Source organism: Pseudomonas sp. SJZ078 (assembly GCF_007828255.1).
In the GTDB taxonomy this organism is placed as follows: domain Bacteria; phylum Pseudomonadota; class Gammaproteobacteria; order Pseudomonadales; family Pseudomonadaceae; genus Aquipseudomonas.
Genome location: NZ_VIUG01000009.1, coordinates 86,450 through 100,674 on the forward strand (window position 1 = coordinate 86,450; position 14,225 = coordinate 100,674).

Here is a 14,225-nt window from a genome sequence, read left to right on the forward strand (position 1 = left end):
GGAGTGACAACGATCTGCTTCCTCGTGTGCGGCATGACATGTGTTTTTATAATGTTTTTGATGTTGGTCTTTATATTTGACCAATCGTACAGTTTTATGAAGTCAATAGGGATTGAAAGAGTCTTTACCGACAAAACGTGGAATCCAGATTCAGGTTTTTATAATTTCGTACCCATGATTATGGGGACGGTGTTGGTGAGCGTAGGCGCGATAGTGATCGCAGCACCGATAGGTTTAGGCATAGCGATTTTTTGCAATTTCTACGGCGACAGATGGGCAGCTAGATTTTTTGAGCAGTTGCTCGCGTTGCTCGCAGGTGTTCCATCAGTTGTATATGGGCTGTGGGGATTGATGGCAGTCACGCCGATCATCTATAAAGTTAAACCACCAGGTGCAAGTTTGTTAGCAGGGGTTTTGATACTTGCGTTGATGATCATCCCCACTGTTGGCTTAATCGCAAAGGAGAGTATAGGGCGTGTGCCTGCCTCCATAATAAGTGGAGCGGCTGCTTTAGGGCTTTCGAGGGAAAAAATCATTTTTAGTGTCGTTCTTCCGTCGGCGCGTGCAGGACTATACGCGGCCGTGACGTTAGCCTTAGGCCGCGCACTAGGCGAAACAATGGCGGTGTTAATGGTTACAGGGAACGTTGTAAAAATCCCGAGCACTATTTTTGATCCGATTAGGACATTGGCTGCAAATATCGCATTAGAGATGGCTTATGCAGCAGATGTTCATAGGTCGGCGCTATTTGCGAGTGGACTTGCGCTGATGCTTTTGGTGATTGCACTCGTCTTGATGTCGAGTTTCTTTAATCCCAAGGAGGTGATGCGTGAAATATCGTAAACTTCCGACGAAAACTGGCACATTGCCGACGGCCGTAGTGTGGGGTTGTGCTGGTTTAATTGTTTGTGTCTCCGTCGCCATGTTGGCGGATATTTTGATAAATGGAGTATCACAAATAGATTGGGCGTTCATTACCCAGCCGCCAAGCGATAGCGGGAGGAGTGGAGGTATTGGCCCCATATTGGTTTCGACCGTGCTCATCTTATTTGTGTGTCTTTGTACTGTTATACCTATAGGGCTCGGAGGAGCTATCTTGCTGGCAGAATATCTCCCCAGTGCATCCCCGCTTGGAAGAAGCTTTCGAGCAACCCTGGAAGTATTGTCGAGCATCCCCTCTATCGTTTTTGGATTGTTTGGAAATATATTGTTTTGCGATCTATTAGGGTTGAAATTTTCAATTCTTTCAGGAGGGCTGACCTTAGCGTGCATGGTGTTGCCAATTTTTATAAGGTCGACTGAACAGTCGCTGCAGTCAATCTCCAATACTTATCGCTACGGGGGGGCTGCGCTAGGGATGAATAAAACGGAAGTGATCTTCCGGATACTAGCGCCGGCAGCGCTGCCAGGAGTCACTGTAGGTTTATTGATCGGAGTAGGCAGGGCACTTGCAGAAACCGCAGCCCTTATATTTACGAGTGGTTACGTAGATAGAATGCCATCTTCGCTACTCGACTCTGGACGCTCGTTGTCCATTCATATTTACGATTTGTCGATGAATGTTACAGGGGGAGACTCCAATGCTTATGCCACTGCTTTCATCCTGATTGTACTTATCGTTTTGATTAATTGTTTAACTATTGCGATGAAGGATTTATGGATGCGTCAGAGAGGGGATATAGAATGTCTATAAAATTAGAGTTCAGCCGCTCTTTTATCGATGGCAATGGTGCGAGCGATTATGTCAATGCAGAGGTCACTCCCCTCCTCGCGTTTGAAGTCAGTGACTTGACCGTGGCTTATTCGAATAAGTCAGTATTGTCTCGTGTTAATCTAAATATTCCCAAAGGGGCAATTACAGCTTTGATAGGCCCATCAGGGTGTGGAAAGACGAGTTTTTTGAATTGTCTGAATCGAATGGTGGATCTCATTTCTGGTTGTTCTGTAACAGGGCGAATTAATTATAACTCGCAAAATATCCTTGAGGAGCGGCATGACGTTATCGAATTGCGTCGCCGCGTTGGAATGGTATTCCAGCGGCCGAATCCGTTTCCTACAACGATTAAGCGTAATTTAGAAATAGCGCTCTACCAAGCAGGTTTCCGAGGCGCCGAAGAAACTCACGCATCGATGGAGGTTCAGTTGCGCAGAGTCGGTTTGTGGGAGGAGGTAAAGCATGACCTTAATAAACCTGCTACTCGACTGTCCGGAGGGCAGCAGCAGCGTCTCTGCATCGCAAGAGCGCTTTGCTTAAGCCCGGATGTCTTACTGATGGATGAACCCTGCAGTGCTCTAGATCCGTTATCCAGTGCGAAGGTCGAAGAGCTTATAGCGAGCCTAAAAGAGCAGTGCACTATCGTTATAGTTACTCACAATTTAGCTCAGGCACGCAGGATTTCTGATCATTGCGTGATGTTCTGGATGAATGGAGTCTCAGGCCAAATTGTCGAAAGTGGGGCAACAGAGTCATTGTTTAGTAAGCCACAGCACGTTGTCACTGCTAGTTATATAAGTGGTGCGCTTGCATAATTTATTAATTTAATCAGCGGTATAAGCAGGAGTAAGAAAATGACAGATCATATCGGAATTTCCGTCCGCGAAGATTACGCTGCCCTGGCTGAAAAGCGCGCAGATGCTCTCCTTGCGTCTCAGACCCAAGTGGTCTGCTGCAGTGAAGCATATGATGTAAATCTTATGAAAAAAGTGCCTAAAACGGTGGTTGAAGCAGATTTTGGGTGCGGAAATCCTACCAAGTACATCCGTCCAGGGGATGTCGTCTTGGATCTGGGCTGTGGGGCCGGTATGAATTGCTATATCGCAGCTCAAATTGCTGGCCCTTCAGGTTCAGTTATTGGTATCGATTTCAACGACGCTATGCTCAGCATTGCTCGTAAAGCCCTGCCTGAATTCTCAGCCAGCGTGGAAGCCGCACCATTGGCATTTCGCATGGGATCTGCGCACGATCTGGCCCTTGACCTTGACCAAGCAAATGATTATCTGCGATCAAATGCGCCAAGTGATGTAGTTGGTATTCAAAAATATCAAGATTTGGCTGATAAGCTACGCCATGAGAAAACGCTCATTGCGGATAACAGTGTTGATGTGGTCATTTCAAACTGCGTCATTAACCTGTTAGCAGATAAAGATAAGAACCTGGTTTTTCAGGAAATCTTCCGTGTACTGAAGCCGGGGGGGCGGTTTGCAATTTCGGATAACGTTTCAAATATCCCGGTGCCGGAGGTGGTAAAAAATGATGCGATGCTCTGGTCGGCATGTTACGCGGGTGTACTTCAGGAGCAGCAGTTCTATTCAAGTCTGGAGACTACTGGTTTCGTGGGAATCACAATTGAAGTCAGAAATGATGATCCCGCAAAAATTATCGAAGAGCTTGAGTTTTATTCCATTACTGTGACAGGTGAAAAGCCACTAAAAAGTTGTGGTGTTGATACTCCAAAGGTTATGTACAAAGGGCCTTCAAAAGCCATTGTTGGGGATAGTGGGAAAATGTACCGTCGCGGTGTTCCTGATACGCTGTCAGTTGCTGATCGGTATCTGATTTCATCTGACGGCCCATTTTATATTTTGGATTCCGAGGCCGTTAATCAAGCGCCTGCCAAAAGCTCGTGCTGCTAGTCATTCAATATCTGGCTGAATTGGAGAGTTAGTCATGTCTGTGAGTCCTGAAAAAAAATCGGTTAACGGAACGTCCACTCGTGCTTTTTTTAATGAAAGATCAGCTCATTGGAGTGAGGAGCGGAAGACATATTTTTCGGATGATGTCCGCTCCTATGTGGTCGATTTAGGTAAGTTTCAGGCAACAGATATCGTCATGGATTTTGGTGCAGGATCTGGTTTTTTGACTGAGGCTTTGCTGGAAAATGGTTTGAGTAAAGTAATAGTTGCGGACATTAGCCCTAGTATGCTTGCTGAAATAGAAAAGAACCCACACTTAGGTGGTAAAGTTGAAATGCGTATTGCTGAAGAGAATGGACTTCCTGCCCAGGAAGCTGAGCTTGACGGAATCGTAACAAACATGGTTCTTCATCACCTGACCTCGCCGGCACAGTTCTTTATTGATGCTAAAAAAAGTTTGAAACCGTCCGGAAAGCTGATCGTGACCGACTTAATAGAACACACTCAGTTCGACTTTCAAAAAGAACAGCATGATCGTTGGCCGGGGTTCAGTGTCATGCAGATTGAGGACTGGATGAGAAATGCCGGTTTCTCATCTTATACCACCGGGATGGTGGGTAAAAAATGTTGTGGTAGCGTCGTAGGGGCCGCTGGTGGTTTTGACGTTTTTTATGCTTTAGGCGTCCGATAAGTTAGTGTTTTAATTACTGTTTTCAGCTTAACCGCTACTAGGATTATGGAGAATCACAATGAATACTCTCAGTTCGATCCGATCACCAGAGACTGCCATTCACTACAATGTTTTGTCAGATGAGTTTAGAGCGAATCCTTATCCTACGTTCCAATGGTGGCATAAGAACGAAGGCATTTTTTATGATGCTCAACAAAAATATTGGGTTGCTTTCAAATATGACACCGTTAGGAAGCTGTTAAGAGATCCAGCATTGACGGTGGAGAGGTATGTAGAGTCTCCCAGTGGTGATGAGCTTTTTTATGATGAAAAAATCAGAGAGATGCTTTCAATATGGATGTTGAATAATGATGGTGAGAAGCATAAACAGGCTCGGAACTCGTTAATTCCGTTGTTTACAACTCGTGCCTTAGCAGATTACGAAACACTTATTCGTGAGCAGGTTGCGAGTGCGTTAGATGTTTTTGATTCGGGCAACAGTGCTACTGAGATCTATCAAGAAGTAGCGTTTCCTCTACCAGCAAAAATTATCATGTCAATTATGGGGTTGGGCGAGCTTACCGAAAATCGGTTGAAGGATCTTCAGCGGTATTCGGATGTTATTTCTACTTATGTAGGTAGCGCTGGCAGAGCGCCAGGTTGTATTAAGCCGACATATGATGTGCTTATGGAGTTCTGCGATTTACTTATGGGGAGCCTGGAAAATCGTCCCGCGAATTTCGATAAGACGTTGACAGCGCGTCTTATTGAGATTTATGGAGATGGAACTACTCGGGAAGAACTGCATGCTACGTTGTCGAATATTATTTTATTTATTGTTTCTGGCTTTGAGACTACCACAAATTTGATTCTCAATACGTTTATGGCTCTCGCAAAGAACCCGGATATAGAAGGCACTCTTAGGGAAAATCCAAGCTTGATCGATTCATTTGTGGAGGAAACGTTGCGGATATACCCTCCTGTTAACCGAACTGCCAGGAAGGCGCGTGAAGCGATTGAGATCGATGGCGTCCGTATTAGTCCGCAAGACCTGGTTATCTTGTTTATGGGGGCAGCCAACCGAGATCCAGAAGTATTTCCTGAGCCGGACTCCTTTAAACTGGTACGTCCCGAGTTGAAGGAGAATCAAGCGCTCTCATTCGGCTACGGGCCACATCTGTGCATCGGTCGGATGCTCTCTCTTTTAGAGTTACGCATTTTTTATCAAGAGCTGCTTGCACGGTTTTCAAGTCTTAATATAGATATTGATACTTTGAAATGGCGTGATAATTCAATATTTAAGGGTATTCAGACGTTAGAAGCATCTCCTTTGAAATAGCTTTGGAGTAGTGGTTATGCAGTATGTGACGAATGATGGTGTTACCATTGATTATGACCGCTTGGGAGAGGGCGAACCGGTTCTCTTTATACATGGTTGGGCGTCCAGTGCTTCTACGTTCAGATACCAGCTGAATTACCTATGCGATGACTTTCTACTGTTAGCTCCAGACTTGAGGGGGCATGGCCGCTCCGCCAAGGTTACTCGGGGCGGGCGAATAAGTCGTCTCGCCATGGATCTTCATGAGCTATTGGAACATGAGGGGTTACAGCGCGTTAGCCTAGTCGGGTGGTCTATGGGCTGTTCCGTTATCTGGAACTATATAGACCTCTTTGGTGAAGGGCGGGTCAATAAATTAGTATTTATCGACGAAATCCCTTTTGTACTTGGAACGTCGTCGATGATGATTGATTGGAGTAATGCGGAATTAGATGTCCGGCCACTCACCAACCTTTATAAGCGATTTATTCCCGAGTTAACTCGTGAAACTGAAACCGCTAATTTCATTTCGAGTATGTTGAAGACCGCTTCACCTACCGAAAGGGAAGAAGTGATCGCGACTGCGAAGTTGGCATCTAGCTTCTCAGCGGCCAATATGATTATCAATAATAATGTGACTGACTGGCGGGATCTCTTCAAACACATAAAATCGCCGACGTTGCTGGTGTCTGGCAGCGCTAGCTTTTTTCGACCCGAGTTTTATGAATGGATGGGACAGCAGATTTTTGATTGTCGGATCGTGACAAAGAAAGGGGCAGGTCACTTTTTGCATCTGGAAGAAGCAGAATGGTTGAATCCTATACTGCTTGATTTCTTGGGCGGCTGAATCACCTGTCTGTTGCAGTGATGGTGTTTATTTTGAGATGTGCCGGGGAGGGATCCCCCTAAAGCTCTAGGAGTAGAGCTAGACTCGCGGCAGACGACCGTAAGGATGAAACATAGATGCCTATTCGCTTAGCCCAGCCTAATGATGCTGCAGCGGTAGCAGAGATTTACAACCAGGGGATTGAGGATCGTACCTCGACCTTTGAGACGTTACCGCGTACAGCTGAGGAGATCCTCGGCCGGATCAACTCAATGGAGCGTTACCCCTATTTGGTGTATGTGGATGAGGAGGGGCGGGTTGTCGCTTGGGCAAATTTGAGCAGTTATCGAGCACGGGCCTGTTATGGCGGAATCGCTGATTTCTCAATCTACATACGCCGTGACGTACGTGGTCGAGGCATAGGAAAGCAGCTGTTGTTGTCTCTTCTTGAAGAGGCCGAGAAACGTGGTTTCTGGAAACTGCTATCACGAATTTTTACCTTCAATACCGCTAGTCTTGCGCTCTGCCGCTCCTGCGGTTTTCGACAGGTTGGGGTCTATGAAAAGCACGCCTGTCTTGAAGGCCGCTGGCTTGATTGCGTGATCGTCGAACACCTTTTTCCAGCCAATCAACCAGAATGAAAGGACAAGCAACTCGCAACGCTGACGGGCGGTTCATCCAAGCTTTACATCATATACGGAGATTCGTATATTCGAGTTTCCGTATATGATTCAGATGCGCCAATGGCGACCAAGTCTCGTGTTCTATTTGTCTGTATGCCAATGCTGCTCGCTCACAGCTAGCCGCAGCTTTGCGGCGTCATACCGACTCGGTAAATTTTGAAGCATTCAATGGCGGCATCATGAACGTATAAAAAAGTGTTCGTGCTCGTGAAGACCAAGCGATGAGATCCGATATGACTATGCACCTGACTCCAACCACCGTCTTCAAATGCCTTGCCGATGAAAATCGCGTACGGATCATGTTGCTCATTGCTCGTGAAGAAGAGCTGTGTGTCTGTGAGTTGACCTGTGCTCTGGATGAGTCTCAGCCGAAGGTTTCTCGACATCTAGCACAATTGCGAACCTGTGGTTTGCTCGCGGATCGTCGCCAGGGGCAGTGGGTTTACTACCGATTGCATCCCGGTCTACCTGATTGGGTTCACTCCATCCTCAGAACCGTGCTGGGTGCGAACGAGCAATGGTTGAGCCCAATCTCAAAACGTCTCAACGCCATGGGTGACCGACCCGAGAGAGTCGCCTGTTGCTGAGTTACTCAACCACTGTTCCCGTGTACTAAGAATCCCTGAGATTTTCCTTATGAAAATTCTGTTTCTTTGCACTGCAAATAGCTGCAGAAGCGTCCTTTGCGAAGCCATGTTTAATCATCTTGCTCCCGATGGCTTTAAGGCCTACAGCGCCGGAAGTCATCCGAGCGGTCAGGTAAATCCGATGAGTTTGAAGACTTTGGAAAAGGCCGGAATACCGACCAAGGATCTTTACAGCAAATCGAATGACGTCCATCAGAGCCTCTCACCAGACTTCGTCATTACTGTGTGTGATAAAGCGGCAGGGGAAGCCTGTCCTGTGTTCTTCGGGCCTTCGACTAAGGCACATTGGGGGCTGGCTGACCCATCTGAGCATATCGGTTCTTCAGAGGAGATTGAGGCTGCTTTCGATGCCACTCTCGTTCAGATTGAAAAACGTATTCAAGCTTTTTTATCCCTGCCTTTGCAGCAACTGAGTGCCGAGCAGCTCAACGCAGAGCTGGCCCTAATTGGTACGTTGTGATGCCCGGAGAGTCGTAGGTGAGCAAAAGTCGTCTTTCATTTCTGGATCGATATCTGACGGTCTGGATCTTCATCGCCATGGCACTTGGTATTGGCTTGGGCAGTCTTTTTGAAGGTCTGCCCAACTGGCTCAACAGCCTATCGGTGGGTTCAACCAACATCCCGATTGCCATTGGCCTGATCGTCATGATGTATCCGCCGCTGGCCAAGGCGAAATACGAAGAACTCCACGAGGTGTTCAAGGACAAGCGCACTCTGACGTTGTCGCTTATTCAAAACTGGGTGATAGGCCCGGTGTTGATGTTTGTATTGGCCATCGTGTTTTTGGCGGACAAGCCTGAGTACATGACCGGCTTGATTCTCATCGGTCTAGCTCGTTGCATCGCCATGGTGTTGGTGTGGAACCAGATCGCTGGAGGCAGCAATCAGTATGTTGCTGGGCTGGTAGCGTTCAACAGCATCTTCCAGATCTTGTTTTTCAGTGTGTACGCCTGGGTCTTCCTCGGCCTGTTACCACCGCTGTTCGGCCTGCAAAGTAGCGTGATTGAATCCAGCTTCGTCGACATCGCCAAGTCGGTGTTGATCTACTTGGGTATTCCATTCCTGGCAGGATTTCTGACCCGAAAAGTTCTGATCACCTGCAAAGGCGAGCGTTGGTACAGCGAGCGCTTTGTTCCGAGGATCAGTCCGCTGACACTCGTCGTGCTGCTGCTCACCATCGTTGCAATGTTCAGCCTCAAGGGCGACATGCTGTTGCAACTGCCGCTGGATGTTGTTCGGGGCGCCATCCCGCTGACGATATATTTCGTAGTGATTTTTTTCATCAGCTTCTGGATGGGTAAGTTGCTTGAAACTGACTATCCCCGCACGACTGCGCTGGCTTTCACGGCTGCCAGCAATAACTTCGAGTTGGCCATCGCCGTGGCCATTGCCTCTTTCGGTCTGGCCTCGCCCGTTGCCTTCGCTACGGTGATCGGCCCGCTGGTGGAAGTTCCAGTCCTGATTTCCCTTGTGGGTGTCGCCCTGTGGCTGAAGCGCCGGTGGTTCGACCAGCCTCAGAGCGTCCCAGTTAAGGAGTGAATTTATGTCCGAAGAATATATCCCCAATCTTGATGTCGATCTGGTTGATGTACCGACAATTGAAAAGCTCGGTAGCGAACTGAAGGCAACGCATAAGCCACGTATGTTGTTGCTTTATGGGTCGACGCGGGCTCGATCTTTCAGCCGCTTGCTTGTCCAAGAAGCAGCACGCTTGTTGGAGCATCTCGGCGCCGAAGCCCGAGTCTTCAACCCATCAGGGATGCCGCTACCAGATGACGCACCAGACGATCATCCGAAGGTGAAGGAACTACGTGATCTGATGTTGTGGTCAGAAGGGCAGGTGTGGTGTTCTCCCGAGCGCCATGGCTCCATGACAGGCGTTTTCAAAGCGCAGATAGATTGGGTGCCGCTGACCATGGGCGCCCTGCGTCCGACTCAAGGTAAGACCTTGGCGGTGATGCAGGTGTGTGGCGGCTCGCAGTCATTTAACGTGGTCAACCAACTGCGTGTGCTGGGTCGTTGGATGCGCATGTTCACCATCCCCAATCAGTCCTCCGTGCCCAAGGCATTTCTTGAGTTCGATGACGCTGGCCGGATGAAACCTTCAGCTTTTTACGATCGTGTCGTGGATGTGATGGAAGAGCTGGTGAAATTCACATTGTTGCTGCGCGAACGCCAAGACTATCTGGTGGATCGATACTCCGAGCGCAAAGAGTCAGCTGAAGAGCTTTCAAAACGAGTTAACCAGCGTTCCATCTGAGGACAATTTACCGTGCAACAACATCCGTACTCTGTGCTTCCCCTAGCGAAAGTCAAAGGCCAACTGATCTTCACCCCATGCCCAGGCACCAAAGGCACACCGTCTTTTGAAGCATTGGAAACGCTAAAGACCGCTGGTGCATCAGCCTTGCTGACACTGATGCCGACCGAAGAGTTGCTCCAGAACGAAATCGATCTGCTGCCAGAAGAGTGCGCATTACTCGGTCTTGAATGGTTTCATCTGCCCGTTGAAGACGACCAGGCCCCAGGCGAGGCATTCCTAGCGGCGTGGGAAAAGCATCGTGATCGGCTCAAGCAGTTGCTGACCGAGGGCAAGAGCATTGCCATTCACTGCAAGGGTGGTTCGGGACGGACTGGATTGATCGCTGCTCAGTTGCTTATCCAGTGTGATGTCCCTTACCAGGAGGCCCTTCGTGAAGTGCAGGCGCTGCGTCCACGCGCCATCCAGCATCCTGTTCATGTTGAATACATTTCCCAATTCGGCCCCGAACAATCGGGCTCCCACTAACAGCACGCGGAGTACATTGGCCGGTTGATCGGGATTGTACTATCAGACTGGGTGTTCCAGCCTACGGGCTGGTCGCTTGCTTTATCTGCCCAGTCTCCAGATATCGGCTGACAACCTGATTGTGGATGGATGTGCGTTACCAATTCAAAGCTTGGTCAGCAAAAATGAGCTGAAGGCTTATTGGGTGATCAAGGAACGCCGGGGGGCGATGGCAACAACCAAAAGCCATAGACTGAAATCGCCTTAGAGCAAAATGGAATCTGCGAGATCAGTGCAGAGTTCTTCGCCTCCGCTGACGATATCAAGCAGGGGGCAGTTGAGGCGTCGACTACCTGCTTTAAGTACACAGTCAGTAGTCAAGTGATCCCCAAGAAGGGTGTCAGTGTCGACGATGCAAGGGACGGTATCTCTCGATACTTGAGTCATTTGGTCGCAAGAACGGTTTTCTATCCTATGCTGAATCGGCTGAAGTAAAGGTTGCTTAGTACATAGGCGGGGGCCGTCCGTATCGCAAACATAATGCAGAGGCAGAGATGACATCGATATCCAGAAGAGTCTTCCTGAAAGTGGGAGGCGGTGTTGCAGCGAGCGTGGCCATCGGGGTACCTGAACTCACACAAGCGGCGACATCACTGCCAGTGGTAGAAGGGCGAGTCAATCTCCCCTACCAAATGAAAGCGATCACCAACGCGCAGAAATTGCAGGTCAACACACCCTTTTCATTTTTCTATCCTGACGCGGCCTCACCTTGCGCGTTGATCAAAATGGGCGCACCTGTTCCGGGGGGCGTCGGCCCGGAGCGCGACATTGTCGCCTACAGCATGCTATGTACACACATGGGTTGTCCGGTTGCCTATGACGCAGGACAGAAGTTGTTTAAATGCCCCTGTCATTTCAGCATTTTCGATCCTGAGAATATTGGCCAAATGGTTTCCGGCCAAGCTACTGAGAACCTGCCAAGCATAGTGCTCGAATACAACCCCAAAGACGATTCGGTACGTGCAGTTGCCGTAGAAGGGTTGATCTACGGACGTCAGTCCAACCTCCTGTGATAAGGAGATTCAAATGGCAACCAACAAAGATCGTGTAGCGCTCCCACCTCCAGGGGCCCAAAAGACCAACCTGACATGCCACTTCTGCATCGTGGGTTGTGGCTATCATGTGTACAAATGGCCGGAAAATCAGGAAGGCGGACGGGCACCCGATGAAAACGCACTCGGGCTCGACTTCCGCAAACAGCTACCTCCTTTGGCTGTCATCATGACCCCGGCGATGCAGAATACGATCACCGACAAGGATGGTAAGCGCTACAACATCATGATCGTGCCGGACAAACAGTGCGAAGTGAATAAAGGGTTGTCTTCCACACGAGGCGGACAGCTCGCCAAGGTCATGTACAGCCCCGATGGCGTAGGCAAGGAGCGGTTACGCAGTCCACGCGTTTATGTGGCTGACCAGTGGGTGGACACCAGCTGGGATGATGCGCTGGCGCTTTATGCGGGCGTGACCAAGAAGATTCTAGATAATGACGGGCCAGCCGCGCTCGCCTTTGACTGCTTCGATCACGGAGGTGCCGGGGGCGGGTTTGAGAATACCTGGGGCACCGGCAAGTTGATGTTCACAGCGCTGAAAACTCCGCTGGTACGTATCCACAATCGCCCGGCCTATAACTCCGAGTGCCACGCCACCCGCGAGATGGGCATTGGCGAACTGAACAACAGCTATGAAGATGCCGAGTTGGCCGACGTCATTGTTGCCATCGGCTGCAACTCCTACGAAACCCAAACCAACTACTTCCTGGCCCACTGGATACCCAATTTACAGGGACAGACGATCGACAAACGTAAACAGCGTTTTCCTGGAGAAACCGTTGCACCAGCGAAAGTGATTTTTGTTGACCCGCGCAGGACACCGACCATTGCTGTTGCCGAGCAAGCGGCGGGCAAGGACAACGTGCTTCACCTGGATATCGAACCGGGAACGGATATCGCCCTGTTCAACGGCCTGTTGACCTACGTGGTTGAACAAGAGTGGCACGACAAGGAATTTATCTCAGCCCATACCAAGGGGTTCGATCAGGCACTTCAAGCCAACAAGCTGTCGCTCGAAGAAACCAGCCACATCACCGGCGTGTCGGCGGAGAAGCTCAAGCTCGCTGCCGAATGGGCCTACAAGCCTAAAGCTTCTGGTCACCGCCCCCACACCATGCATGCCTACGAGAAAGGGATTATTTGGGGCAATGACAACTACCTCATCCAGTCTGCTTTGGTCGATTTAGTGCTTGCGACCCATAACGTCGGACGACGGGGTACAGGTGTGGTGCGAATGGGCGGGCATCAAGAGGGTTATACACGCCCACCTTATCCAGGCACTACCAAGATCTACGTGGATCAGGAGGTCATCAACGGCAAGGGCATGATGTATACCGCTTGGGGAGCTAATCCGTTTCAGACCACGCTCAATGCCGAGCAACATCGCACGGTCATTCTGAAGCGCGCCAATATTGTCAGGGAGGCTATGGCCAATGTTCGCGGCGGCTCAACCACGCAGATGGTGGATGCGATCTACGATGCGGTGAAAAACAAAGGTGGGCTCTTCCTCGCCAATATCAACCTCTACCCCACCAAGCTAGCAGAAGCCGCGCACGTGATGCTGCCAGCAGCCCATCCGGGTGAGATAAATCTCACCTCTATGAATGGGGAACGCAGGATGCGTCTGTCGCAAAAATTCACCGATCCTCCTGGTTCGGCGAAAGCCGATTGCCTCATCGCGGCAGCTATCGCTAACACCCTCCGGCAAATGTATACCGCCGAAGGAAAGCAGGACATGGCGGCGCGCTTCGCAGGGTTCGACTGGAAAACTGAGGAGGACGCGTTCAATGACGGCTTTCGTATGGCCGGGCAACCCGGTGCTGGCCCTATTGATAGTCAGGGTGGAACCACGGGCAATATTGTCACCTACGAGCGATTGCAAGCCATGGGCAACAATGGAGTCCAGTTACCCGTCAAGGAGTACCGAGACGGCAAACTGATCGGCACCGAAATGCTGTACTCCGATTACAAATTCGACACGCCGGACGGCGAAGCTGAGTTCAAACCAGCGACGTGGCCAGGCCTGCCAAAGCCGGTGGAGGAACAGAAGGAGAAGCACCAGTTCTGGGTCAACAACGGACGTATTAACGAGGTATGGCAAACGCTCTATCACGACCAGTACAACAGTTTTGTGCAGAGGCGCGTGCCGATGGCTTATCTGGAAATCAATCCTGATGATGCCCAAACGTTGGCTATTGCATCCGGGGATGTGGTCGAGGTGTTCAACGACTACGGCTCGTCCTATGCGCTGGCCTATCTAGAGCCGGATATCAAACGGAATCAGACGTTCATGCAGTTCGGCCATTTCAATGGCGTTATGGGTGATTTAACCACGCCATGGGTTGATCGAAACGTAGTGCCTTATTACAAAGGGACATGGGCGAGTATTCGTCGTATTGGGAAAGTGGAAGAATTCAAAGAGACAATCAGCTTCAAGTCACGAAGATTTAAGGCATAGCTGTTTCACGCCCGCTAGGCGTTTCTTTCCGAGGTCTTTACGATCATGGTATTGGGGCGAGCGCAGTCTCGCAGGTGGTGAGGGAGGACGTTGTGCGCAAATTTGTTCTTT

15 protein-coding genes are annotated in these 14,225 nt (G+C 49.6%); all 15 read left to right on the forward strand.

The genetic code is table 11. From position 1 onward, the window contains the following. Window positions 1–3: 3 nt before the first annotated feature. The gene (pstC, locus tag FBY02_RS11005; RefSeq protein ID WP_218570700.1) at window positions 4–843 is read left to right on the forward strand and encodes a phosphate ABC transporter permease subunit PstC; all 840 of its coding nucleotides are present in this window, start codon (window positions 4–6) and stop codon (window positions 841–843) included. After that, window positions 830–1,693 carry a phosphate ABC transporter permease PstA gene (gene pstA / locus FBY02_RS11010; protein WP_218570563.1) on the forward strand — a complete coding sequence of 288 codons (864 nt, stop codon included), beginning with the start codon at window positions 830–832 and terminating at the stop codon, window positions 1,691–1,693. The genes pstC and pstA overlap by 14 nt, the downstream gene beginning before the upstream one ends. Further along, complete coding sequence (locus tag FBY02_RS11015) at window positions 1,684–2,529, forward strand: phosphate ABC transporter ATP-binding protein (protein WP_178112110.1); 846 nt, start codon at window positions 1,684–1,686, stop codon at window positions 2,527–2,529. The genes pstA and FBY02_RS11015 overlap by 10 nt, the downstream gene beginning before the upstream one ends. A 39-nt stretch (window positions 2,530–2,568) precedes the next feature. Continuing rightward, window positions 2,569–3,633 (forward strand): methyltransferase domain-containing protein, encoded by a 1,065-nt coding sequence (locus tag FBY02_RS11020; protein WP_144927223.1) that lies wholly within the window; start codon window positions 2,569–2,571, stop codon window positions 3,631–3,633. A gap of 34 nt (window positions 3,634–3,667) precedes the next feature. Next, complete coding sequence (locus FBY02_RS11025; protein ID WP_144927226.1) at window positions 3,668–4,324, forward strand: class I SAM-dependent methyltransferase; 657 nt, start codon at window positions 3,668–3,670, stop codon at window positions 4,322–4,324. Between the two features lie 58 nt (window positions 4,325–4,382). Then, window positions 4,383–5,642 carry a cytochrome P450 gene (locus FBY02_RS11030; protein ID WP_144927229.1) on the forward strand — a complete coding sequence of 420 codons (1,260 nt, stop codon included), beginning with the start codon at window positions 4,383–4,385 and terminating at the stop codon, window positions 5,640–5,642. A gap of 16 nt (window positions 5,643–5,658) precedes the next feature. Further along, window positions 5,659–6,468 carry an alpha/beta fold hydrolase gene (locus FBY02_RS11035; RefSeq protein WP_144927232.1) on the forward strand — a complete coding sequence of 270 codons (810 nt, stop codon included), beginning with the start codon at window positions 5,659–5,661 and terminating at the stop codon, window positions 6,466–6,468. 116 nt (window positions 6,469–6,584) lie between these two features. Next, window positions 6,585–7,088 (forward strand): arsinothricin resistance N-acetyltransferase ArsN1 family A, encoded by a 504-nt coding sequence (locus FBY02_RS11040; protein WP_144927235.1) that lies wholly within the window; start codon window positions 6,585–6,587, stop codon window positions 7,086–7,088. Between the two features lie 275 nt (window positions 7,089–7,363). Then, entirely contained in the window at window positions 7,364–7,717 is a 354-nt protein-coding gene (locus FBY02_RS11050) for a metalloregulator ArsR/SmtB family transcription factor (RefSeq protein ID WP_144927237.1), read from the forward strand. Between the two features lie 49 nt (window positions 7,718–7,766). Further along, a complete protein-coding gene (locus tag FBY02_RS11055) occupies window positions 7,767–8,237 on the forward strand; it encodes an arsenate reductase ArsC (RefSeq protein ID WP_144927240.1) in 471 nt (156 codons plus the stop codon). Window positions 8,238–8,254: 17 nt separating this feature from the next. Next, a complete protein-coding gene (gene arsB / locus FBY02_RS11060; RefSeq protein WP_144927243.1) occupies window positions 8,255–9,316 on the forward strand; it encodes an ACR3 family arsenite efflux transporter in 1,062 nt (353 codons plus the stop codon). Window positions 9,317–9,320: 4 nt separating this feature from the next. After that, window positions 9,321–10,037: an arsenical resistance protein ArsH gene (arsH, locus tag FBY02_RS11065; protein WP_144927246.1), complete on the forward strand. Its 717-nt coding sequence runs from the start codon at window positions 9,321–9,323 to the stop codon at window positions 10,035–10,037. Between the two features lie 12 nt (window positions 10,038–10,049). Continuing rightward, complete coding sequence (locus tag FBY02_RS11070; protein WP_144927250.1) at window positions 10,050–10,565, forward strand: cyclin-dependent kinase inhibitor 3 family protein; 516 nt, start codon at window positions 10,050–10,052, stop codon at window positions 10,563–10,565. Between the two features lie 533 nt (window positions 10,566–11,098). After that, window positions 11,099–11,617, forward strand: coding sequence for an arsenate reductase (azurin) small subunit (locus FBY02_RS11075; RefSeq protein ID WP_144927253.1), 519 nt, complete (start codon window positions 11,099–11,101; stop codon window positions 11,615–11,617). 13 nt (window positions 11,618–11,630) lie between these two features. Beyond that, window positions 11,631–14,114 (forward strand): arsenate reductase (azurin) large subunit, encoded by a 2,484-nt coding sequence (locus FBY02_RS11080; protein ID WP_144927256.1) that lies wholly within the window; start codon window positions 11,631–11,633, stop codon window positions 14,112–14,114. Window positions 14,115–14,225: the final 111 nt, after the last annotated feature.